The organism is Sporosarcina sp. BI001-red (assembly GCF_003384035.1).
Taxonomy (GTDB): Bacteria; Bacillota; Bacilli; order Bacillales_A; family Planococcaceae; genus Sporosarcina.
Window position 1 is genome coordinate 584,020 of the sequence record NZ_QQAK01000009.1, and the last position, 23,077, is coordinate 607,096.

Sequence of the window (23,077 nt, forward strand, 5' to 3'; positions counted from 1 at the left end):
TTTTTTCGCAAGTTATACTCCATATAAGCATAACAAAAAAACAAGTGTTTTATCAAGAAGCGGAGCTTGGCATGCCTATAGTCTAAACAAGGTTGAGTTCGAATAACCAACTTTCAACTCTTACTTTTCAGTGAATTCTAACTTCTGTGTATTGAAGTACAAATGGGGAATGCTGAAACAGGAGGGTTTAATTAATATTACTTAAGTGTTAAACTAGTAATGGTAAAAGGAGTGATTCTGATGGGTAAATTAGATGGTAAAGTAGCGGTAATCACTGGCGGTGCGGGTGGTATCGGTAGTGGTATGGCAAAAGCATACGTTAAAGAGGGCGCAAAAGTAGCAATCGTCGACTTGAACGCTGAGACAGGTGAAGCGATGGTGAAAGAACTTCAGAAGTTTCAACCTGAAAGCATGTTCATACAAGCAGATCTTACTGATCGGGATAAGTTGAAGGACATTATTACAACCGTTGTTAAGAAATATGGAAAATTAGATATTTTAGTTAACAATGCGCACGCTTCACGTCAAGTATTACTAGCAGACGCAACTCAAGCAGATATGGATTTCTCCTTTAACACTGGGTTCTATCCAACGTTCTACCTGATGCAAGCTGCGTATCCGCACTTGAAAGAGTCTGAAGGGACAATCATTAACTTCTCTTCAGGTGCTGGTATTAACGGAGATGTTATGCAAGGTACGTATGCTGCTGCAAAAGAAGCGATTCGTGCGATTACTCGTGTAGCAGCAAACGAATGGGGTCAGTTCGGCATCAACGTGAACTTGATTTCACCGATTGCCAATTCACCTGGTATTCAACAGTGGAAAAAAGACCAGCCTGAAGCATTTGACAAAATGATTAACAATATTCCAATGCGTCGTCTTGGCGAATTGGAAGGCGATATCGGTCGAGTCGCAGTCTTCCTAGCAAGTGAAGATGCTTCATACATTACTGGACAAACCATAATGGTTGACGGTGGCGCAACTAAATTACGCTAAACAAGTAAAAACACGATCCTCTGAACTTTCGGGGGATCGTGTTTTTTTCTCTAAAACATTAAATAGATAACCACAAAAACTAATTTCTATAGAGGTTACTTCAATAAGAAATAGACCTTTTACTATTTCCGTAACAATAAATAGATGAAGTAGGGTGCCCCGATTAAGGAGACGACTAATCCTGCTGGAATAATCCCTACGCTGGATATGTTCCTACCAATCGTATCTGCAAGCAGTAACAACCAGCCACCTAGTAGAATGGCAATTGGAAGATAGAGTTGACTGCGTGGACCGATCAACGATTTTGCAATGTGAGGAGCCATCAGTCCGACAAAAGCAATTCCACCTGTCACGGAAACTGCCGAAGCTGCAAGCGCCACAGCGGTTAAGAGAAGAATAATGCGTTCTCGTTCAACAGAAACCCCGATTCCAATGGCAACAGATTCACTTAGTCCCAATACATTTAATCGACTCGCTTTATACAAAGCGAAAGGGACAAGAACCAATAGCCACGGCAGTAGAGCAATGACAAACGGCCAATCAGACCCCCAAATATTTCCCGCTAACCATTTCGCAATGAAATCCACTTTGTCTCGATCCGCTGAAGAAGTGAGAACGATCATGACTCCTGAGAGTGCTAGAGAGAACCCCACACCTGTCAACACCAATCGGACGGGCTGTAGTCCAGTTTTTTTATCGTAAGCAAATAGATAGATGAGGAATGCAGTTGCGAAAGCCCCAACGAAACCGACAATTGGCATTAAATAGACAAACGAACCTGCTTCAACAGGTACATACAAAAAGAATACGGCAATGGAAACTCCTGCACCTGCGTTAATACCAATTATTCCTGGATCCGCCAAGTCATTTCGTGTGATTCCTTGAAGAATCGAACCAGAAAGCGCAAGTGCTGCTCCTGCTAAAAACGTGATGACGATTCGAGGGAGTCGGATGGAAAATAATACAAACTCCTCTTTAAATGTACCATTCCCGAAAAGTGCTGGGAAGATACGACTAGGATCTACAGAAGCCGGCCCAAGTGCAATGCCTGCAACCGCAGTCCCAATTGTGAGGAGGCTGAAAATGACCAATAAGAGACGCTGTTTTCTTAACACTGCGGATTGAATCATGAGAATGCTCGCCCTCCTTTACGGACGATAATGAGAAAGAATGGCAAGCCCATCACAGCGACAAGTGCGGCGACAGGGGTTTCGTATGGAGCATTCATCGTCCGACCTAATGTGTCTGCAAGCAACATGAATGCTCCACCAACAAGTGCAGACATTGGAAGGATGAAACGATAATCCGTTCCAACGAATGCGCGTACGATGTGAGGAATCATAAGTCCAACAAACGCTAGGTTCCCTACTAGAGCTACAGCAGAACCGGCCAGAAGAATGATAAGTATGAACAAGATTACTTTCGTTCTGAAAGTATGCTGGCCTAACCCGACAGCAACTTCTTCACTTAAACTGAGTAAAGTTAATTGTTTGGACAACACAAGCGCGATGACAATTCCAATTAGAATGACTGGTGTAATAATTTGAAGTTGAGACCAAGTAGTCCCAATAACGCCTCCAGCTGTCCACATTGAAATGTCTTTCGACACTTTAAAATAGATTCCGACCCCTTCGGCAATTGCAAAAAAGAACGTTGACACGGCTGCGCCTGCCAATATTAGTCGGAAAGGGGAGAAGCCGCCACGTTTTGCAGAGGCGATCCCGAAGACTACTAGGGCACCAACTGCTGCACCTAAAAAGCACGCTGTCATAATCCCATAATAATTGAGGGATGGAACAAGTGCGACTGCAATTGCGAGAGCGGCGTTGGCTCCTGCAGTTAATCCAAGCAAACCAGGATCAGCTAACGGATTTCTTGTCATCCCTTGCATGATGGCACCAGAAACAGCCAATGCAGAACCGACTAATAACGCAGCAAGTTCGCGTGGGAAACGGATTTCTCGTAAAATCAAACTATTTTTACTTGTATCCCCTAAAATTGCATGCCACACATCAAGAACGGATATATTGGCTGCTCCTAGAATCATTGCTAGGAAAAGTGAAGCGATCAATCCGAAGCAAGCAATAACGAATTTAATTGAAAATGGCATGGTCCTTCGATTCATTAGCCAGGACTCCTTTCGCAAAACAAAAGGATTCTTTCAAGGTGAAAGAATCCTTTTTGAATAATGATTACTTTAAAAAGTGTTCTTTGAAAAACTCAAGCTGATACTCAAGTGTTAGAGGGTCATTGAAGTAGAATTCACTAGCTTCTGCTTCAAATACATGACCTTCTTTAACAGCTGGCGTATTCTTATACGTTTCAGTTTCCATAAAGGAGTTATCACCATCACTGTTTCGACTTAGAATAACGTAGTCACCCATATATTCAGGAAGTACTTCGGTGGAAAGAGCAAAATATCCCTCTTTCAAAGCATCTGCTTTCACTTTTTCTGGCATTGGAAGTTTCATTTCCTGATAAAGGATTTCTGTTCCGCGTGCCCAGTTATCTCCGTATACATAAAGTTGCTTGTCAAAGTTTTCAATTACAGAAACGGTTTTATCATCACCGATTTTTGCTTTAATTTCTTCGCCTGCTTCTTTTGCACGAGCTTGGAAATCAGTGACCCATTCCTGTGCTTCGTCACCTTTGTTCAGTAATTTACCGATTTCAACTTGTTGAGTTAAATAATCAACTTTACCATATGTGAACGTGACAACCGGTGCAATTTCTTTCAACCGATCCATATTATTCATTGTCGATAATCCGATAATTAAATCTGGATCGAGCTCTACAATCTTTTCAAGGTCTTCATCAGTAACTTCTTCCGCATCTTTCAAATACTTGTCAAAACGAGGATTCGTTTTTGACCAAGAGTCAACACCAACAATTGGAACGTCAAGTGCTGCAACGTGACCAGCATATGTGGATAGGACAACAACACGCTGCGGGTCTGCAGGGACTTCTACTGGACCATCTTCAGATTGGTAGGTAATCGTTCCTGATTTTTTTGCAGGTTCATCTTTTGCAGGTTCCTTTGAAGTATCCTCGTTTTTCGAAGAGCAAGCTCCTAAAACCAGTACAAGTGCTAGTGTTAAGAATAATAGTGCCTTTTTCATGTCATTTTTCTCCTTTTAATAAATCATATGTAATACACATTGGTTTGCCGCTTCTTGGATCCATTCCGATTTCTGCGTCAATCCTAAAAACTTCGCGCAAGGTCTTAGGTTCTATGACTTCTTCAGAAGGACCAGCTTTAATAACTTTGCCATCTTTCATTGCTATCAAATAATCAGCGAAACGGGCTGCTTGATTTAAATCATGCAATACCATGATGATGGTTCGTTCTTGCTCAATATTCAATTTCCGTAGTAATTCGAGAACTTCTAACTGATGTGCCATGTCCAAATAAGTTGTCGGTTCATCAAGAAAAATGATATCCGTTTCTTGTGCAAGTGCCATTGCGATCCACACCCGCTGACGCTGGCCACCTGATAGGGCATCTACTTGACGATCCCGGAAAGCATCCGTATTGGTAACAGTGAGCGCCCAGTTAATGACATCGAAATCTTTTGCTGTCAACCTACCTAATCCTGTTTGGTAAGGGAACCTTCCATAAGAAACGAGTTCTGATACCGTTAGTCCACTCGCAGCTTCTTGTGTTTGTGGAAGAATAGCCATTTTACGAGCCAATGCTTTTGTCTTATGTTCAGCAATATCTCCGCCGTCCAACAGAACTTTTCCGGAATTGCGAGGTATCAGACGAGTCATCCCTTTTAATAAGGTAGACTTACCACATCCGTTTGCCCCAATGATCGCAGTGATTTGCTTATTCGGAATCGTCACCGAAAGGTCGTCCACGATGATTTGTTCACCATAAGCAATCTGTAGGTTCTCAGTTGCTAAGCGTACCATTTGGAACACTCCAATCTTTTATACACGATAAACATTGATAATGATTCTCATTGTCGGTATAATGCTACTATAAAGAGTGATCCTAAGGAAGTCAAATATAAATTTAGGGGGATGAAGTATGTCACAAGCAACACTCGTAGATGTGACGATTATTGGTGGAGGACCAGCAGGGCTATATGCGGCTTTTTATAGCGGATTACGTGGAATGTCCACAAAAATCATCGAATTCCAACCGGAACTTGGCGGGAAACTACACGTTTATCAAGAAAAAATGATTTGGGACATTGGCGGTGTTACTCCAGCACCTGCAGCTGAAATGATTGATAAGTTAGTGGAGCAAGGCATGACGTTCAACCCCGAAGTCGTATTGAATGAAAAAGTGACTGGCATTGAAAAAGATGACGAAGGCAATTTTGTCCTGACTGGCGCAACAGGAGCTAAACATTATAGTAGAACGATCATTCTTGCAGTTGGCGGAGGTATCTTGAAGCCGCAAAAAGTGGAAATTGAAGGAGCAGAGCGATTCGAAGTCACGAATTTACATTACACAGTGAAATCCCTGCAGTACTTCAAAGGAAAACGTGTCCTCATTTCAGGTGGTGGAAATGCTGCAATTGACTGGGCGAATGAGCTCGAACCAATTGCTAAAGAAGTAATTTTAACGTATCGAAAATGTGACTTGAACGGACATGAAGCTCAAGTTCAGCAATTACTTAAGAGTAAAGTAATGTGTCACTTTAATACACGGATTGACAAACTGATTGCATCAGACGATCACCATTCCATTGAAAAGGTGGAATTGAAACACTGTCTAGAAGAATCAGGTTTGACTCTCGAAGTTGACGATGTGGTCATTAATCATGGATATGAAGTAGACACTTCCTTAATAGGAGGGAGTGATTCGAAACTTGAGCTTACAGCCGACCATCGAATTGCCGGAACAGCTATGAGTGGGACTTCAGTTCCTGGAATATTTGCAGCTGGAGATGTCCTTTTCCACCAAAGTAAAGTCAATCTTATCGCTGGCGCATTTCAAGACGCAGCAAATGCAGTAAATAGTGCAAAAATGTATTTAGATCCAAAAGCATCCCAAGCAGGCATGGTGAGCTCGCACAACGAAGTCTTTAAAGAACGCAACAAAGAACTCGTTAAACAGTTGATCAGCTAAAAACTCTAGAAAAAAGAAGCAGATGCACTTGAATCTGCTTCTTTTTGTCGTCATTAGCCCCATATGTGTGCAATGATGGCAAGTACGATAATATGAAATACTTGATCAGCTATAATGAGTAACCAAGCAGGTTCTCCTTCCTTTACCCCCATAATAGCCAGCGCCCACCATGCTACGAAACGGCGGCGGTCTAAAATGATATGACTCAAAAAAATAATAACAACCATCCAAAAAGAAATCATTCCTGTACTTATTAAAAATGCAACGCTTACAACCGATGTATATACGAAACAGTGCGTTAAAAGTGGTGCCCATTTTGTTGCTTTTCCAGAAGCCATCCAATTTGTTTGGAGTAAATAATCACCAATCAGATGACCTACAATTAAATATGAGAACAATGTCACACTTCCACCTCCATATCGCTAAAATTTTGTAACTAATAATGACTTTAGTTATGTATTAGCGGTTGTTTCATGCTACTATTATTACAAACAGCGCGAAATGTGACAACAGTTTTTTAGGAAGGACTAAATAAATGGAAAAATTACTTGCAGTAACATGACCTGACTTCCCAGAATTTCCACAGTCAGACCTACTATTATCTACTATTTTTGAATATATGGGTAAAATGTCTACTGAAACAGATATAGCTAAGATGCTATCATTACTAGCTGATTTAGGTACAAAGTTAGTAAAGGCAGATCGGTGTACCGTCTGGCTCCATGAAGCTACTACGCAGACCGTTTGGACGGTAGCAGGACATGGAGTAGAACGAATTACAATTTCTGATACGAGTGGATTTGTGGGAAGAAGCATACAAACCGGTATGTTATTGAATGTAGAAGATGCTTATTTAGATGAGCGATTCAATACAGCAGTCGATCAAGAAACAGGGTATCGTACCCGGTCTATACTTTGCATCCCATTCAAAAACCAAGAAGGAAAAATAATTGGTGCATTCCAAGCTATTAATAAACTTGGAGATTCCCATTTTTCAAAAAAAGATGAAACACTTTTGATATTTGCTTCTACGTATGCCGGAAAATCACTTGATACGTTCATCTTACATAACGAGTTACTGGAAACACAAAAAGAAATTATAGAAACGATGGGGGCGATAGGTGAAAGTCGGTCACAAGAAACTGGTAATCATGTCAAACGTGTGGCTACTTATTCTTATAAATTAGCTCAACTTGCAGGAATCTCTGAGCCGCAAGCGCTTCTTCTTCGTTACGCATCTCCCATGCACGATATAGGAAAAGTCGCAACACCCGATTCAATTCTACTGAAGCCTGGAAAGTTAACACCCGAAGAATTTGAAGAAATGAAGTTGCATACCGTAGTTGGTTATAATATTTTCCGGAAATCAGACAGGGAATTATTGAAAACAGCTGCCATTATCGCTTACGAGCATCATGAAAGATGGGAAGGCGGCGGATATCCTAGAGGGTTAGAGAGAGAACAGATTCATATATTTGGACGGATCACTGCGGTCGCTGATGTGTTTGACGCACTTGGCAGTGACCGGGTGTATAAAAATGCTTGGCCACTTGAAAAAATTGTCTCGTACATGTCTGAACAGCGTGGTAAACAATTCGATCCTTCATTAATTGATCTATTTCTTGCCCATTTACATGAATTTGTCGAAATTCGTGATAGGTATACCGATAGGATGTGAAGCAACCGTGTCAAAGAAATTCTCTATAGAAGAAACCCGTCTTGTCAAATTGCCACTTGAAGTAGTATGGGGACTTGTTTCCGATACCAATCGCTTAAACCGATACATTGGATTGTTTCCAGTGAACTATACTCCTTTTACGAATAAGGCCCAGCAACTCATTCGAAAAGCAAAAGGAAAAGCTTATGGATTGTTAGAGGTTGAGTGGGATGAAAACGTATTTGAATGGGTACGTGACTCCTTTTATACAGTTGAACGCAATTATACAAAGGGACCAGTAGAGCGTGTGATATGGAAAGTATCGGTTGTCAAAGTGGACGAGCAAGAAACGAACTTGACACTTACTGGATGGTTCGAGTACCGCTCTCTTTTAGGAAAAGTTTCGTTAAAAAAAGGAATTATTCCTCAGCTTTTACAAACGTTTAGCTATGTCGAAGACGCTGCGACAACAAAGGAACAGATGCCTACTTCTAAAGAACAAAAAGCCATCCGGGTGGAGGAACACGTTTTAGTAGATGCGGAGCACCATTTAAAGGGAATTGCACTTGAACAGAATCTTGTTCACGCGCTCATTAAAACCATTCGAACAGAATCGGATGAAGCTGTGACATCTATTCAGCCCTATCGATGGGCATTTCAGCATGGCTTTACAAGACAACAAGCAGTACGTCTATTCTTGTTTGCAAGTGAAGCCGGAATATTAGATTATGAATGGAGTTTGATGTGCCCGAATTGCCGAGTCGCAAAAGACCATGCATCTGTGTTAAAAGATGTTAAAAAAACGGTTCACTGTGATCTATGCGGTGTCGACTTTGAACTTGATTTTGAAAATTATGTAGAAATGACCTTTCAAGTGAACGGAGCGATCCGGAAAACGAACAAAGCAACGTATTGCATTAATGGACCTACCAATTCAGCTCATACTATTGGGCAGTTTCGGATTGCCCCTAGATCGACAACGCATATACCGTGGACTAGTATTCCTAAACCCATGCAAGTTCGAGTAATAAAGCATAATTTCAAAGTTCCATTTACTTATCAACCAAACATGGAGTCCTCCAAGATACATATTCAACCTAATGGTATTGTCGAACAACTCCTCATGCAAAGTTCAGATATTTCAATTGTTAACGCAAGTGATGAAGAATACATTGTGGCATTTGAAGAGACAAAATGGGATGAATATGCCCTTACAGCACGTGAAGTAACCTCACTTCAATTGTTCCGGGATTTGCTACCAGCAGAAGTACTTGCACCAGGCATGCAAATCGGGGTAGGTAAGTTGACCATTCTGTTTACGGACTTGAAGGATTCGACTCAATTATATGAACGTGTTGGGGATGCTAGTGCATACAGTGATGTCCAAAAACATTTCACCACACTTGGCAATATAATTCGTTCCCATGATGGAACCATTGTGAAAACAATTGGAGATTCGATTATGGCGGCATTCTCTTCCAATATTCATGCATTGGATGCAGCGCATGAAATACAATCTTCTGTTTCCTCCCTCAACGAAATGTTGAATAATCCGGTAACGATAAAGGTAGGTCTACATGAAGGTCCTGTAATAGCTGTCAATGCAAATGGTGTCCTGGATTACTTTGGAAGAACTGTGAACATGGCAGCGCGTGTCCAACAACAGAGTACCGGAGGAGACATCGTATTGAAAAAGAAACTTTTCGATGAGATGGGATATATAGCAGATTTGGGCAAAATTACGGAGTTCACGACACAACTTCATGGAATGACGTCACCAATTCAGTTGGTTAGGCTGGAACCTTTGCTAGAATCCTTAGACTAAAAGAGCTATTTTAGCTCTTTTTTTTCGTTTCAACGTGTATTTGAAAGTAAGTGGGGAAAATATAAAAGGTATGAATCCATATATATATAGGGGGAAGAATGAATATGAAAAAATATCCAATATTGATGACCATGATAATGACTGGTGGTCTAGTTGCCTGTTCAGCGTCAACATCGAACGAAACAGATAATGCATCCCAACAGGAATCGGACAATTCTGTGCAACATGATACAGGTACAACAGCTAGTGACCAAAATCACGATGAAGATCAAACAGCCGAGGACAAACAGCACCAATCAGATGAAACACAAGGATCGCACCCTAGCGACCAAACATCAGAATCACAAGCAGATGATAACAAAGACCAGTCTGACCCGAAAAGCTCTCCAGAGGATTCAATCGATAAAGAGCAAAAACAAATGGCTATTGATACATTGAACGGTTTAGTTTCTGATGGGAAAAAGGGGAAAGTGTATCATTTAAATGATAAATTTTTTGTTGGGAAAACCATGCAAACTGATGTATTTAATACAATTGGAAAGCCGGAACTCCAAGACACATATGATCGATACACCGGATCTATGGGGCAAGCTTCCTATGATCTCAGATATAACGAAAAGGGTCTATTGGTTGAAGCACGATACCTTGGAACAAATGTTGAGAGACAAACAAATTTAGGCGGCATCACTTCAAAAGACTTAGTAGAGCAACTGGGCAATCCCGATGAAAAAAGGACCCTGAAAGAAACCAAACAGACCAGTTTTATATATGAACTCGGAAACTACGAGATCCAGTTCGTTATGAATGAGAAAGACATAGCAGATCATGTGAATTTGTTGTTCGTTTCCTAAAAAAAGCCATGCGGTGCATCCGCATGGCTTTACAAATTTTTTAAGACTTTAACCGATCGACGATCTCCGTTACATAAAACATGGTCCGACTTGCCGCTTCAGAGGGCGTAGCTTCAATCCGATTATTAAGGAAATTCATTAGCATTCCTTGCCAAATTAAAATGGTGACTTCATTGAGCGATTCGATTTTTTCCTTTTCTAGACTGCCTTGTTCTACAGCTTTTTTTAAGATAGGGTTGCCACGTTTGGAGACATTTTGTTCAAGTAAGCTCATTCTGATTTCTTCAGGAACATCCACTAAATCCGCTGGATAGAATTCATAATACTTCTCCAATAAATGATCAGGGTTATCTCCTAGATCACGTACGAATACAGAGTGGAAGATATCCGGTTGCTTGAACGAGTACTCACAAAAACATTCCCATGCAGTTACATATTGATGTAAAGCGCAAGATTCCTCATTCATGCGTCTAGACACTTCGACAGTATATTCCTTCATCAAGCGCATCGATGCGAAAAAAAGCAAGTGTGAAAACTCGTCGAAGTAATTGTAAATGGTGGCACTATTGTAACCAGCACGGTCTGCAACCTTACGGATTGTAACCGCTCTTGCACCTTCTTCTTCAATAATTTCGGTTGCTGCCTCCACAAAGTACTTCCACATTCTACTTTTTTGAAGCTTTTTCTTATCCAATTAAAGCGCCTCACTTTTCTCGTATATCATTAATTGTACAATACTACCATTTTAATTCAATATACTAGTTACTTGAACAACAGAATTTATTCTGATATTATAAACACGTTCACAATATAATCATGATTATAAATCATGAATGAAGATTTCGCAATTCAGTTCGATTACACAAAGCTTGTTTAATAACAGAGAGAATACGTTATTTGAAAGCGTTATCAAAGTTGCGTTTGTGAAACAACAAAAGGGGGTTGAAGGATGCAAAAACCGAAATTAGATCCTTTCGTATTTTGGACATCAATAGGATTCATTTTACTGGCGACTGTGTTGCTTGTAGCCTTTAGAGAAAGTGCCGAACCAGTACTGGATGATGTCATGACGTTCATAACGTTTAAAATGGACTGGGCATTCCAATTTCTAACTTTCGGGCTATTTATCTTTTTAATATGGCTCGCGTTTAGTAAGTTTGGGCGTATTAAATTAGGAGAAGGTAAACCGGAATTTTCCAATTTCAGTTGGGGTGCTATGTTGTTTACCGCTGGAATGGGCACGAGTATTATGTATTGGTCCATGATCGAACCGATATCTTACTTTTCCGGTCCACCATTTGGAATCGAACCCGGGACAAATGAAGCTGCTGAATGGTCACTTACCTACGGATTGTTTCATTGGGGTATTTCGGCATGGTCACTCTATGCATTTCCAACCGTCGTCATTGCATATTCCTATTTCGTAAAGAAACGACCATCTCTTAAAATCAGTACAGCCCTTAGCGGTGCACTTGGTAAATACGCAGATGGATGGGTTGCAAAACTTATTGACGTGCTGGTCATTTGGAGTTTAGTTGGTGGACTTGGAACCTCTTTAGGACTTGGTGTTCCAATGGTATCGGCAGTTGTCGGATCAATACTATCCATTGAACCATCTCTTGGAATGGATACAGTTATCGTCATACTCATTACAATTATCTATTCTGCCAGTGCCTTTTTAGGCTTGCAAAAAGGGATTCGAAGACTAAGTGATATTAATATTTACTTAGCGATTGCCCTAGCTCTCTTTGTTTTCATCGCAGGTCCTACTTCGTTTATACTTACGTATTTCTCGAATAGTTTTGGAATGATGCTCCAAAACTTTACGTTTATGAGTTTCCATACAGATCCGATATCCAAAGGTGGATTCCCACAAGGATGGACTGTGTTCTATTGGGCGTGGTTTGCTGCAACCGCAATGTTTATGGGGTTATTCGTCGCCCGAATTTCCAAAGGGCGTACGTTGCGTGAACTGATTACTCACATGCTTTTGTGGGGGTCAATCGGAGGCTGGATCTATTTCATGGTCTTCGGAGGCTATTCTATGAACTTGCAATTACAAGGAATTGCTGATGTCGCAAAAACACTTTCTGAACAAGGGGGACCAGCAGCAGTAGTTGAAATCCTTCGATCTCTGCCGTTAGATGTACTCATGTTGCCATTCTTTGTGATTGTTGGTGTAGTTTTTTTATCGACATCCATGGACTCTGCAACGTACATTTTAGCTGCGGTTGCTACGAAAGAATTACAGCCTGGAGAAGATCCTCCACGTTGGCACCGAATGATTTGGGGTGCAGTACTGGCGATTTTATCCATATCATTACTGTTAGTAGGTGGACTTCGTGTCATACAGACCTCAGCAGTCGTGGTAGCTGTACCTATATTCATCATTTATATTCTCCTTCTGGTTTCACTTGTCAAATGGTTGAGAGAAGATTTCCCGAACGAAAACCTAAACAAATAATTGGAGGCATTTCCTATGGTATTTAACGTAAGAGAAACGAATCGTACAATCCGTACAAAATTCCCAAAAGAAACGAAAGAATTATCGAACGTTATGATTCCGCTTTCCGATGGTACTCAATTAGCAGCACACATTTGGTTACCTACAGACGCGGAAACAAAACCGGTACCAGCCGTACTTGAATACTTACCGTATCGTAAAAACGAATTCACCGCATTACGTGATTCACTTCGCCATCCTTACTTTGCAGGACATGGCTATGCAAGCATTCGGGTGGATATCCGTGGAACTGGAGACTCAGACGGGATTTTGTATGATGAATACTTGAAGCAAGAGCAAGATGATGCACTTGAAGTATTGGACTGGATTGCAAAACAACCATGGTCAACAGGTAGCGTCGGGATGATCGGCAAGTCATGGGGTGGATTCAATGGACTTCAAATTGCCGCACGCCAGCATCCGGCATTGAAAGCAATCATAACGTTATGTTCAACTGATGATCGTTATGCAGATGACGTCCACTACAAAGGGGGCGCGATGCTTGCATCAGATATGCTTTGGTGGGCGAGTACGATGTTTGCGTACAATGCACGTCCGCAGTATCCGGAAGTCCGGGGTGAATCCTGGAGAGAAAATTGGCTTGAGCGTATGGAACTGACCCCTCCGTATGCAGAAGAATGGGTTCGCCACCAGCGCTACGACTCATATTGGAAACACGGTTCTGTTATTGAGAACTATGAGGATGTAACGATTCCCGTCTTTGCAGTTGGCGGATGGGCAGATGGCTATACCAATGCAATTCCAAGATTGTTAACAGGATTAAAAGGACCTAAAAAAGGATTAATTGGTCCGTGGGCGCACGAATATCCTGAAATGGCGGTACCAGGTCCTCAAATTGGATTCTTACAAGAAGCAGTCCGTTGGTGGGATGAATGGTTAAAAGAAGAGAAGACGGGCATTATGGACGAGCCGATGCTTCGTGTCTATATGCAAGACAGCGTTCCTCCACAAACAGATTATTCATATCGCCCTGGACATTGGGTAGCTGAACAACAATGGCCACCAGCGAACGTCTTGGAAAAGCAACTGTTTTTGAATGGTAAGAACTTAAGTGATACAGCAGAGGCCAAAGAAGTGATTGTATCGTCCGTCCAGCAACATGGATTGTACGCAGGCGTTTTCTGTCCATTTGGCCAGCCAGGGGATTTGCCTGCAGACCAGCGAATTGAAAACGGCATGGCGGTAGTTTTCGAAGCAGCACCAGTTGAAGAGGACCAGGCAATTTTAGGTGAACCTGAATTCCGCTGCAAAATTACATCGGATAAAAAGGCCGCACACCTAGTAGTCCGTCTTAACGACGTTGCACCAGATGGCTCTTCAACACGTGTCACATGGGGTGTGTTAAATCTTACTCACCGTGACAGCGATGAACATCCAAGTCATCTTGAGCCTGGAAAACCATATGACATCACCGTGAAAATGAATGTAATTGGTCACACGCTGCAAAAAGGACATCATTGGCAACTCGCGGTGTCACCGAATTATTGGCCACACATTTGGCCATTCCCGGAAGCGGTAACCTTCACGGTTGCTACAGGAGAAGAAACGTCACTAGTCTTGCCACTAAGGAATCCTAAAGATCTCGACAACACGTTACAGCCTTTTGCTCAAGCGGAAACTGCACCCGTACTTGAGAAGGATATTATGCGTGAAGCGGGTCGTACCCGTGAAGTGAAGCAAGATGCTGCAACTGGAGTCTGGACGCTCGATGACTTTTCAGATGAAGGAAAGCGCAAATTGCATTGCAACGGACTTGAATATGGAAGTACCAATCGAAATGTCTATACAATTAGAGAAAATGATCCACTTAGCGCTCGTGTCGAATGCGATTGGACGCTAAGCGTAGGGAAAGGCGAGTGGCAAACGTACCTTGAGACTAAGAGTACGATGACTGCCGATGAAACGCATTATTATCTCATGAATGAATTGCAAGCATGGGAAAACGACAAAGAAGTGTTCCACAAGAAATGGGAAGAAAAAATTGAACGTGACTTCACTTAATGTAATGTGCATGTAGATGTTGTCTATCAAGAAAGCTGGTGAGGGATTCAGTGAAAACTGTTTACCTCGGCAGCTTCTTTTTTATGGTAAAGGAGTAGAAGGAGCATGGAAAGTCGTAACCGCTCATAAATCTCGGAAAGTGATCATAAATCTGGAATTGTGCTCATAAATCTCAAAAACTGATCATAACCACAGAAAACTGATCATAAATACAAAAAAGCGCTCATAACCCTAGGATAGTGCTCATAAACAACAAGAAACCGCTCATAAAGCTCATAGCTATAGCAGATTTACACATTAGAAAAGCTGTGAACTCGTCAGTGATATATCCATCAATGGATCACATCACTCTTATTAATTCCACTCCCAGGTATTCTCAAAAATAACAATAGATTGTACGAAGTAGTTTTGTCATGAATATCATTCGTTTATAAACGATAAATGTTCATTAAACTGGACTTTATTAACAGGAAACTAAAGAATCTTTTGAAACCCTCAGTTATAATAAAATGATAGACGGGTCTGATTATTCAAAATGATAGGTAGGGTAAAGGGAATTTCTTATTTTACAATAGAAGAAAATATAAGGGGATGAGTTCATGAAGGTGGTTTTCCAAACAGTTCACGATGTTCTTGAAAATTATAAAACGGCAATTTTTAATAAAGATGTTGATCAATTCCTAGCCTCGTTTAGTTCTGATATTCATATGTATGATTGTTGGGATGACTGGGAGATTACGGGCATTTCCGTATGGGAGGAAATAGTGAAATCATGGTTTAACGGGTTAAATGATGAGGGTGTTTTCCTCAAAACTGATTTTAAGGATGTAGTAGTTGAAGAAAATTCAGCACTAGCTTTTCTGCATTGTGCCGTTACATATGCAGCCCACAACAAATCGGGAGAAAAAATTCGACAGATGACAAATAGATTCACATTTGGACTAAGGAAAATAAATAATTCTTGGGTTATAACCCATGCACATTCATCCTTACCAATTGGTTCGGAAACCGGGAAAGGTATATTTAATTTGAAGTAGGAATCCATTTTCTATAGTGCTTTAGTGATTTTCTATGATGAATTTAATATTAAAAAGCTGCAGCTTTTAAGAGGAAGAGAGGTAAGTCATGGTTTTCTAAAAATGGTCCAGAATTGGTGAATACGGATGAACAACTTTATATAAATAAACTGTATTGGGGGATTACCTATGATAAAAAGAAAATTAAGCGAAATACAAAGCATGGTTTTAGGAACTGGTTTAACTTCTACCTCTGATGGCATTCAAATAAATGATGTATCTATTGACTCCAGAACTGTAAACATAAGGAAACTTATTTATCAAACAGTTAATCGAAGGTGATAAGAAATATAGAATATAAAAAAAGAAGTATTACATAAATCTTCAAGCGTAAGGTACCTGAATGGCAAAGTGTTGTGTCAGAAATGGGTCATAATAAACTATCTTGTTTACATCCCCCACCTCAAAGGGAATACTCACATTAGTACCTGAAGGAGGTGGCGTTATGAATCATCCAGCATCCCTAGAAGAATTTGTGAAACAAGCGTCTCACTTGCAAGGAGATCAGAAGACGTTGTATGTGAACCAATCCGACTACACACCGGAAGAAGTCATTGTTTCGGATGAAGATACTGCTGGCGGAGTCAACATGCAAATGATCCGTTTCCTTGCTTCAGCTAATTCAGATGCAGTCTATTGGGAAGAACCTTTTTACGACAGTGGTGAATTGGAACAGCTTAATATTCAACTCGATTCATTAAGTTCGTTTACCCGAGAAGTTATCACTTTGCAAGAGATGGAAAAAACTAAATCCCACTTTGGACTGAAACGCGACTCCATCCAAGATGAAAATGAGCCTTCGTAACATGTCTTTTCGCACTCGCAACAACCACTGTTTTCGTTTATAATGAATACTAGATGATTAATAAGAACAGGTTCAGCCATTTATGAATGGCTGACCTTTTTTTACGGAACGAAAGAAGTGAAGGCCATGAACCGACATACCTTTGAAGAGACGGTAAAATGTGAATTGACCATGACAACGAGTGCTCGTAATGGGATTGAAAAAATCACCAAGGACGAACATGCTTTTTTTGCTATGCAAAAATCATTCTATGTACATATTGAAAAAAGACCTGAAAATCAGCAAGGAAGCCAAGCATTTTCCTTTTTCTTTGACCCTGAGGAGAATGTGAAATTGAAAGATTTACTAGATGGCCGTGTTCCTGTGCTTGAATGCATCGTAAAAAATGATGGGTTTCTTGCCACTGGATTTCATGTACGTGGCAAAAGGGAACCTGTAGCGACGAATCGACGACTGCGAGCAACGATGAAATTCAAGTTAGGAAAGAGCTCTGGGATTTCATTGCCGATCGATTTTGCAACACTTTTACGGGAGCTCCCCATTGCCGAAGAACGTTCGGAATATGTAAAAAAACGAATTGGTGGCTGGGAAGGCTACTTGCGAATTATGGAAAAAAACGCGGATGTTGAAGACATTCACGCCCGTGTGAAATCGGTATCATTGAGTGAGGATTTTCGTCAAGCGTCAATCCGAATCGAGGGTCTTCCGGGTAAAGCTTGGAGAACCCTCATAGGATTTTCAGCAAAGTTTGCAAGTATGACTTATGATCTTGGGAATGTTATCAATGCGGATAAGAAAACCAATCGAATTGACGTGGAACTGAAGAACAATGCCATCCAAAGTGCCCGTAAAACCGGTTTACTAGGAAAAGATTTCGAGTCGATCGTTTTCAGTAACTTTGCAGAACTAAGCCAAGTCCGAAGACTGAGAAGAGGATTCAAAGATCTCCAAGATGGACTGGCAGCGAATGCTAACTTGGAAAAAGTCTTATTTGAAGAACGTCCTGTTGTAAAAATAACCAATCGTAGAGAACCGCTAGAGTTCGAAACCTCTTTGAATGAGTTCCAGCAGGAAGCAGTCAACGGAGCGATGAATGCGAATGACTTGTATGTCATTCAAGGCCCTCCAGGAACGGGGAAGACAACGGTCATTTCGGAGATTTGTAATCAAGCTGTAAAAGCGGGCTTACGCACTCTCGTAGCATCTCAAGCGAACCTGGCAGTAGATAATGCATTGGGAAGACTCCTTAACAATCAAGACATCAGGATTCTTCGTTATGGTAGAACAGAAAGTATCGAAGAAGAAGGTCGCAAATTCATTGAAGAAAACGTTGCGGAGCATTGGCGAACTCAAACGTTAGAAGCGATGGAAACCCAACTTAAACAACATAGTCAGCTTGAATCTACTCTCCTAACAGAGGAGGAGGCGCTGCAACAAAAAAGTACTGTCCTCTTAGAGCAACGATCTAAGTTACTAGAACAACAAAAGCAATGGACTGAGGATAACGAAAAACTGCGTACCATCGAACAGGAAATGAAAGAAGTACAGCTCAAAAAACAGGAACTTCAACTTGCAGTCGAGAAAAATATAACTGAGAAGAAATCATCTGAGCATAAGTTAGAAGAAACGATTCATGAAATCAAACGTTTAGAGAATTTATTGACCGGAATTTCAACTGCTAACCGGAGTGAACTTGAAAGTGAACGCACCCAACTGAAAGAGCGAATCGAGTTATTGAAAACAAGCCAATCGTTAGCGGAAATGGTTGCTCAAGTTGATAAGTTGCAGACGTCAATTGACGATGCAATCGCACGGAGTGAATCTTATCAAAGCGCACTCACTAAATTGACAACAATAGGAAAGTTGAATGATTTGAAAGATCTTTTGGATCAAGTTGAGTTTGTTCCTCCTCCAGAACTAGATCACAAGATGACTGAGCTGATCCGTCAAATTGATCGGATTCAAGAAGTTGGCGGGGAAGAGAGCTTTACAGCGTGGTCTGATACGGTTGCCCGAGTTGACAAGGCAATTATCACCCTTACTAAAATTCTGGAAGAACATCAATTCCATAATCGTATACGTATACCAAAAGGTTTCCGAAATCGGCACTCCCTTCAATCTATCCAAGAAACAGTGAGTCGGGTTGGTCGTTATTTAGTTCAGCCGTCTGTGAAAAAGACGTTAAGTACAACTTCCTTTTCAGTAGAATCCTATGATTGTCTGGAAAACTTAACAAAAGCGGTGGGATTGCTACATGATCGTAAGAACTTCATTTCTGCGTTTCTTTTAGAAGCACAATCCACGACTTCCTTGTTTGAAGACATTAAAAAGAAAATAACAGATGTCTTCAATGAAAACCTTTCAACATTAACGGCTAAACAAAAAGGTTTGCAAAGTCAATTTGATCAGGTAAACGGACAGCTGTCAGAAGTCCAGCACTTGAGTGAGGAAACGTCATCACCTGAAGTTATAGCGAAAGTTCTTAGCGAGCTCGAAGTCTCGCATGAATCTATATCCAAAACAATACAAGAAATACTTGAAACAGAAAATACTTTGAAAGTAACTGAGAAAAACCTTGAAAATGCTCACGAACAAAGGGAAACCATTGAGGATTCCATCCAGTCCTCATCAAACCAAGCAAGTGAACAAAGTGAGCGCATGAATGTACTAGATAGTATGCTAACAGAGAAACTGATGCTGGAAGAGACACTAACCCAATCATTATTAAATGACCCGGCACCACTTCTAACAGAGATTGCGCAAGCCGAAAAAGAATTGGAACAACAATTAGAGATCGTTACCAAGCAACTTGCAAATGTTCCAGCCATTCAATCCGTTCAAAAAACATGGCATCAGATGCTGACAGATGCAAGCCCATATGATTTAGATGAAATTCGAAAACTATATGTCAAACACGCAAATGTGATCGGCACTACATGTGTAGCTTCCGCGCGTAAGGAATTTGTTGAGGAATACCCAGTCTTCGATTTAGTTATTATCGACGAAGTTTCAAAAGCAACTCCACCGGAATTATTGCTCCCAATGCTAAAAGGGAAAAAGATTATCCTGGTAGGTGACCATCATCAGCTCCCACCACTAGTTGGCCAAGAAACGATGGAAGAGTTTTTAGAGGAAATGCCTGATGATGAACAGAAAAAAGATATGGAGCGTCTATTAAAAGAATCACTCTTTGAACGATTGTTCAGGACGTTGCCGAAACAAAATAAGACGATGCTGGGTATTCAATACAGAATGCACGAACGTATTATGAAGTCCATCACACCGTTCTATAATGAGAACGGCTATGAGCTCATTTGTGGGCTTCCTGATTCTGATGCAGCAAGGGCGCATCATCTTGAAACTAATCTTATTAGATCAGATGATCATTTACTGTGGATTGATCAACCTAATACTCCTGATTTCTATGAAGCGAAGCCTAAAGGTGGGACAAGTCGCTACAATGAGAGTGAATTATCCACCATTCGTAACATGATTCAGGACTTGGATCAGGCTACAGAAAAGGCGATTGAACAAGGGAAACTCCCAGTAAATACGAAGAAACAAGTAGGAGTAATCAGCTTCTACGGGGAGCAAGTTAAACGCATCAATCAGCTTATTCAAGAGGAGTTACGGACAGACCATTTGACGTTCCGAACCGGTTCTGTGGACAAATTCCAAGGAATGGAAATGGACATCATCATCGTTAGTTTTGTCCGGAATCATGGAGAAGCAAGTGGTGAAATTGGGTTTGCAAAAGATTACAGACGTCTCAATGTCGCACTCTCTCGTGCAAAAGAACTGCTGATAATCGTTGGGAGTTCTTCTATGTTCATCAACAAACCTAAATCGAAAACCACGCGGGGAATGTATCAAAAACTATACGACGAAATCAGCAGTCAAAGTGGAATTCGGACCCTTAACGAATCCGTTACCTAACGAAAGGAGGGGAACTCCAACTTGGATGAGCTGAAAAGACGACTGCGAAAAGAATTGGAACAATCATTTGATAGTAAAATATTGGCTGATCAATCATGGTCATTTCCAGCACACAAAGTGCTTATCTCTTACACTACCGTAACGAAAACAAAAATGGATGTTCTTATGAAAATGATATTGATGTCTGTGCAGCAACTTCGCATAGAGCGGCCAGAAGAACTTGCCCATCTGCTAGGTGTTGAATTATTATTTGTTGAAGATCTTCTGTCGATTATGAAAGGTGCAGGACTTGTAGTGAACAAAGACGTGTGGTCAATTACAGAACTAGGTGTTGCTCAAGTGACAACTGGAATGCTGCTTCATGAAACGGAAACTGAAGAGACGATGCTTGTTGTCAGTCCACTTCACAACGAATTTTTGGATGGAGAGAAATCGCTGTCTCTTCAGGAGAATCTTGAACCTTTTCGATACGATGAGAATCTAAGTAAGTGGTCTACAGATGACATTTCTAGTGAACTCTTGCAGACGGAGCTTTCGGCATTAGTAGAAAATGACAACACATCGGAACGACAACGAGTCGTAGAACAACTATTGAAAGTTGAAAAGATCGAGCAGATTCAAATTCCTTGTTTTGAGTTTCACATCCACAATACAAATCAGGATACCTTATATGCGAGAATTTGGAACACATCTACTGAGCAGTGGGATGAAACGTTGGAACAACTAGTCATGACGAAAGAACGCTCGAGCTGGCGTGAGCGTTACCTAACCAAAGAGGAGGAGATTCATCATGAAACATAATGCAGCGTATTGGACAAAACAGTTAAAGTTAGAAAAGCATCCTGAAGGTGGCAGTTTTGCTAGCTCATTTGCAGCTGAAAGCACGATTGAAACACCTAATGGGACCAGACCGCTTTATACAAGTATTTACTTCATGTTAGCGGATGGCGAAATTTCTCATTTTCATCAGCTCCAGTCAGACGAACTTTGGTACTACCATGATGGAAATGCTTTAACTGTCCATATGATTTCTACTGATGGAGAGTATTCAGCAGTGAAATTAGGATTGGATGTAGAGGCAGGAGAACAACCGCAAATACTAGTTCCTGCAGGGGCTATATTTGGTTCATCTATGATTGAAAGTGGAGACTACGCGCTCGTGGGCTGTATGGTTTCGCCGGGATTTGATTTTGAGGACTTTAAATTGTTCACTGAAGATGAGTTGGTTGGACAGTTTCCACAACATTCAGCGATTATTAAAAAGATGACACCTTAAAAAGACGTTCAGCCACATTGGCTGAACGTCTTTTTAAATTTAATTGCTTATTCACTATCTGTCTTCGCCTCTACAGGCTTGTCAGATGTTACGGAAGTATCAGGATCGTCTGATAAAAAGTTTTCAAGAGCTTGTTTGTTTTCATCAAAGTCTATTGCTAGGACCGCTCCAACACCCGGGATCCGCTGATCTTCATAAGACCCATCAATTGGCAAACGCATCGATTCTATCCCAGAGTCTTTGTTGTCCAACAACCCTTTACCGATAGAAAGCATCGTTTTCTTATCGAGGTTTGTTTTAACATAACTATCTGCCATACCTAGTAATTTTGGTAGACTCAGTAAGCTGTGAAGACTAACGGCTTCCGATTTTAATTTAGCAAGGGCTTCCTGCTGACGCTCAACACGTCCAAAGTCACTTTTGATGTCATGACGGAATCGTACATAGCCTAGTAGCTCATTCCCGTGAAGGCGTTGAACTCCTGGCTCAAGGGTCATGTTAATGCCGTGTGACATGCGGTAGGGAATATCTACCTCGATGCCGTCGGGTGCAACCACATCGACCATTTTAGGGAATCCATCAAAATCGATCTCTGCGTAATAATGGACGTCTATCCCAAAATTCTCTTTAATCGTTTTACGAACAAGTTCTGGACCGCCAAATGAGTATGCAGCATTCATCTTATGTTTACCATGGCCAGGAATATCGACGTAAATATCACGCATGATCGAAATGGTCTTCAATTCTTTCGTTTCTTGGTTATAATGTCCAATCATCAATGAGTCCGATCGTCCATCATCATCTGTAGGACGTGCATCTGATCCTAAAAGCAAGATATTGATTTCTCCATATTGAGGTTCAGGAGCGTTAAATATATCTTCTTCCCCCTTATCAGGTTTTTCGCCTGCAAGGGATTGTCCAGCTTTGAACTGATCCAACCAAAAATAGGCTGCGCCGCCGATAAGGAGGAATAATATGAGCAGGATTATCCAGACTTTCTTCTTTTTTTTACGAGTTCTGAGTTCAGAACGGTTCATAGTGCCACCA

19 protein-coding genes are annotated in these 23,077 nt (G+C 41.0%); 12 read left to right on the forward strand and 7 right to left on the reverse strand.

Features of this window, described 5'->3' with window-relative positions; translation table 11 throughout:
* The first annotated feature begins 240 nt into the window (after nucleotides 1–240).
* The gene (locus tag DVB69_RS04785; RefSeq protein WP_116017207.1) at nucleotides 241–996 is read left to right on the forward strand and encodes an SDR family NAD(P)-dependent oxidoreductase; all 756 of its coding nucleotides are present in this window, start codon (nucleotides 241–243) and stop codon (nucleotides 994–996) included.
* A 122-nt stretch (nucleotides 997–1,118) separates the two neighbouring features.
* Here the strand turns inward: DVB69_RS04785 and DVB69_RS04790 are convergent, their stop codons facing one another.
* The 4 genes from DVB69_RS04790 to DVB69_RS04805 all read right to left on the reverse strand — a co-directional run bounded on the left by DVB69_RS04790 (nucleotide 1,119) and on the right by DVB69_RS04805 (nucleotide 4,911).
* Nucleotides 1,119–2,126 (reverse strand): FecCD family ABC transporter permease, encoded by a 1,008-nt coding sequence (locus tag DVB69_RS04790; protein ID WP_116017067.1) that lies wholly within the window; start codon nucleotides 2,124–2,126, stop codon nucleotides 1,119–1,121.
* The gene (locus DVB69_RS04795; protein ID WP_116017069.1) at nucleotides 2,123–3,121 is read right to left on the reverse strand and encodes a FecCD family ABC transporter permease; all 999 of its coding nucleotides are present in this window, start codon (nucleotides 3,119–3,121) and stop codon (nucleotides 2,123–2,125) included. The genes DVB69_RS04790 and DVB69_RS04795 overlap by 4 nt, the downstream gene beginning before the upstream one ends.
* Nucleotides 3,122–3,188: 67 nt before the next feature.
* Complete coding sequence (locus DVB69_RS04800) at nucleotides 3,189–4,115, reverse strand: iron-hydroxamate ABC transporter substrate-binding protein (protein WP_116017071.1); 927 nt, start codon at nucleotides 4,113–4,115, stop codon at nucleotides 3,189–3,191.
* A gap of 1 nt (nucleotide 4,116) precedes the next feature.
* Nucleotides 4,117–4,911, reverse strand: a complete 795-nt coding sequence (locus DVB69_RS04805) for an ABC transporter ATP-binding protein (protein ID WP_116017073.1) — start codon at nucleotides 4,909–4,911, stop codon at nucleotides 4,117–4,119.
* Between the two features lie 118 nt (nucleotides 4,912–5,029).
* On the opposite strand from DVB69_RS04805, the gene DVB69_RS04810 reads away from it, so the two are divergent.
* Nucleotides 5,030–6,079 (forward strand): NAD(P)/FAD-dependent oxidoreductase, encoded by a 1,050-nt coding sequence (locus tag DVB69_RS04810; protein WP_116017075.1) that lies wholly within the window; start codon nucleotides 5,030–5,032, stop codon nucleotides 6,077–6,079.
* 53 nt (nucleotides 6,080–6,132) lie between these two features.
* On the opposite strand, the gene DVB69_RS04815 is transcribed toward DVB69_RS04810, so the two are convergent.
* Entirely contained in the window at nucleotides 6,133–6,483 is a 351-nt protein-coding gene (locus DVB69_RS04815) for a DUF3307 domain-containing protein (RefSeq protein WP_116017077.1), read from the reverse strand.
* Between the two features lie 224 nt (nucleotides 6,484–6,707).
* On the opposite strand from DVB69_RS04815, the gene DVB69_RS04820 reads away from it, so the two are divergent.
* The 3 genes from DVB69_RS04820 to DVB69_RS04830 all read left to right on the forward strand — a co-directional run bounded on the left by DVB69_RS04820 (nucleotide 6,708) and on the right by DVB69_RS04830 (nucleotide 10,412).
* Nucleotides 6,708–7,757: an HD domain-containing phosphohydrolase gene (locus tag DVB69_RS04820; RefSeq protein WP_233505317.1), complete on the forward strand. Its 1,050-nt coding sequence runs from the start codon at nucleotides 6,708–6,710 to the stop codon at nucleotides 7,755–7,757.
* Between the two features lie 7 nt (nucleotides 7,758–7,764).
* Nucleotides 7,765–9,561 carry an adenylate/guanylate cyclase domain-containing protein gene (locus DVB69_RS04825; protein ID WP_158541024.1) on the forward strand — a complete coding sequence of 599 codons (1,797 nt, stop codon included), beginning with the start codon at nucleotides 7,765–7,767 and terminating at the stop codon, nucleotides 9,559–9,561.
* 104 nt (nucleotides 9,562–9,665) lie between these two features.
* Nucleotides 9,666–10,412 (forward strand): DUF4309 domain-containing protein, encoded by a 747-nt coding sequence (locus DVB69_RS04830; RefSeq protein WP_158541025.1) that lies wholly within the window; start codon nucleotides 9,666–9,668, stop codon nucleotides 10,410–10,412.
* A gap of 40 nt (nucleotides 10,413–10,452) precedes the next feature.
* On the opposite strand, the gene DVB69_RS04835 is transcribed toward DVB69_RS04830, so the two are convergent.
* Complete coding sequence (locus DVB69_RS04835; protein ID WP_116017085.1) at nucleotides 10,453–11,106, reverse strand: TetR family transcriptional regulator; 654 nt, start codon at nucleotides 11,104–11,106, stop codon at nucleotides 10,453–10,455.
* A 255-nt stretch (nucleotides 11,107–11,361) separates the two neighbouring features.
* On the opposite strand from DVB69_RS04835, the gene DVB69_RS04840 reads away from it, so the two are divergent.
* The 7 genes from DVB69_RS04840 (at nucleotide 11,362) to DVB69_RS04870 (ending at nucleotide 22,030) form a co-directional block, all read left to right on the forward strand.
* A complete protein-coding gene (locus DVB69_RS04840) occupies nucleotides 11,362–12,876 on the forward strand; it encodes a BCCT family transporter (protein WP_116017087.1) in 1,515 nt (504 codons plus the stop codon).
* Nucleotides 12,877–12,891: 15 nt separating this feature from the next.
* Nucleotides 12,892–14,937: a CocE/NonD family hydrolase gene (locus DVB69_RS04845; protein WP_116017089.1), complete on the forward strand. Its 2,046-nt coding sequence runs from the start codon at nucleotides 12,892–12,894 to the stop codon at nucleotides 14,935–14,937.
* A 599-nt stretch (nucleotides 14,938–15,536) separates the two neighbouring features.
* The gene (locus tag DVB69_RS04850; protein ID WP_116017091.1) at nucleotides 15,537–15,974 is read left to right on the forward strand and encodes a YybH family protein; all 438 of its coding nucleotides are present in this window, start codon (nucleotides 15,537–15,539) and stop codon (nucleotides 15,972–15,974) included.
* Nucleotides 15,975–16,458: 484 nt separating this feature from the next.
* Entirely contained in the window at nucleotides 16,459–16,818 is a 360-nt protein-coding gene (locus DVB69_RS04855) for a hypothetical protein (protein WP_116017093.1), read from the forward strand.
* A gap of 126 nt (nucleotides 16,819–16,944) precedes the next feature.
* Complete coding sequence (locus DVB69_RS04860; protein WP_116017095.1) at nucleotides 16,945–20,754, forward strand: AAA domain-containing protein; 3,810 nt, start codon at nucleotides 16,945–16,947, stop codon at nucleotides 20,752–20,754.
* A 21-nt stretch (nucleotides 20,755–20,775) separates the two neighbouring features.
* On the forward strand, nucleotides 20,776–21,555 hold the full coding sequence (locus tag DVB69_RS04865) for a hypothetical protein (protein ID WP_116017097.1): 780 nt from the start codon (nucleotides 20,776–20,778) through the stop codon (nucleotides 21,553–21,555).
* The gene (locus tag DVB69_RS04870) at nucleotides 21,545–22,030 is read left to right on the forward strand and encodes a cupin domain-containing protein (RefSeq protein WP_116017099.1); all 486 of its coding nucleotides are present in this window, start codon (nucleotides 21,545–21,547) and stop codon (nucleotides 22,028–22,030) included. Before DVB69_RS04865 ends, DVB69_RS04870 begins: the two co-directional genes overlap by 11 nt.
* Nucleotides 22,031–22,077: 47 nt before the next feature.
* Here the strand turns inward: DVB69_RS04870 and DVB69_RS04875 are convergent, their stop codons facing one another.
* Nucleotides 22,078–23,067, reverse strand: coding sequence for an LCP family protein (locus tag DVB69_RS04875; protein ID WP_116017101.1), 990 nt, complete (start codon nucleotides 23,065–23,067; stop codon nucleotides 22,078–22,080).
* Between the last annotated feature and the right edge of the window lie 10 nt (nucleotides 23,068–23,077).

Excerpts from the sequence above, each read along its gene's own strand:
- DVB69_RS04785 (WP_116017207.1), top strand. The coding sequence starts at position 241 with ATGGGTAAATTAGATGGTAAAGTAGCGGTAATCACTGGCGGTGCGGGT.
- DVB69_RS04790 (WP_116017067.1), bottom strand. The coding sequence starts at position 2,126 with ATGATTCAATCCGCAGTGTTAAGAAAACAGCGTCTCTTATTGGTCATT.
- DVB69_RS04795 (WP_116017069.1), bottom strand. The coding sequence starts at position 3,121 with ATGAATCGAAGGACCATGCCATTTTCAATTAAATTCGTTATTGCTTGC.
- DVB69_RS04800 (WP_116017071.1), bottom strand. The coding sequence starts at position 4,115 with ATGAAAAAGGCACTATTATTCTTAACACTAGCACTTGTACTGGTTTTA.
- DVB69_RS04805 (WP_116017073.1), bottom strand. The coding sequence starts at position 4,911 with ATGGTACGCTTAGCAACTGAGAACCTACAGATTGCTTATGGTGAACAA.
- DVB69_RS04810 (WP_116017075.1), top strand. The coding sequence starts at position 5,030 with ATGTCACAAGCAACACTCGTAGATGTGACGATTATTGGTGGAGGACCA.
- DVB69_RS04820 (WP_233505317.1), top strand. The coding sequence starts at position 6,708 with ATGTCTACTGAAACAGATATAGCTAAGATGCTATCATTACTAGCTGAT.
- DVB69_RS04830 (WP_158541025.1), top strand. The coding sequence starts at position 9,666 with ATGAAAAAATATCCAATATTGATGACCATGATAATGACTGGTGGTCTA.
- DVB69_RS04840 (WP_116017087.1), top strand. The coding sequence starts at position 11,362 with ATGCAAAAACCGAAATTAGATCCTTTCGTATTTTGGACATCAATAGGA.
- DVB69_RS04845 (WP_116017089.1), top strand. The coding sequence starts at position 12,892 with ATGGTATTTAACGTAAGAGAAACGAATCGTACAATCCGTACAAAATTC.
- DVB69_RS04850 (WP_116017091.1), top strand. The coding sequence starts at position 15,537 with ATGAAGGTGGTTTTCCAAACAGTTCACGATGTTCTTGAAAATTATAAA.
- DVB69_RS04855 (WP_116017093.1), top strand. The coding sequence starts at position 16,459 with ATGAATCATCCAGCATCCCTAGAAGAATTTGTGAAACAAGCGTCTCAC.
- DVB69_RS04860 (WP_116017095.1), top strand. The coding sequence starts at position 16,945 with ATGAACCGACATACCTTTGAAGAGACGGTAAAATGTGAATTGACCATG.
- DVB69_RS04870 (WP_116017099.1), top strand. The coding sequence starts at position 21,545 with ATGAAACATAATGCAGCGTATTGGACAAAACAGTTAAAGTTAGAAAAG.
- DVB69_RS04875 (WP_116017101.1), bottom strand. The coding sequence starts at position 23,067 with ATGAACCGTTCTGAACTCAGAACTCGTAAAAAAAAGAAGAAAGTCTGG.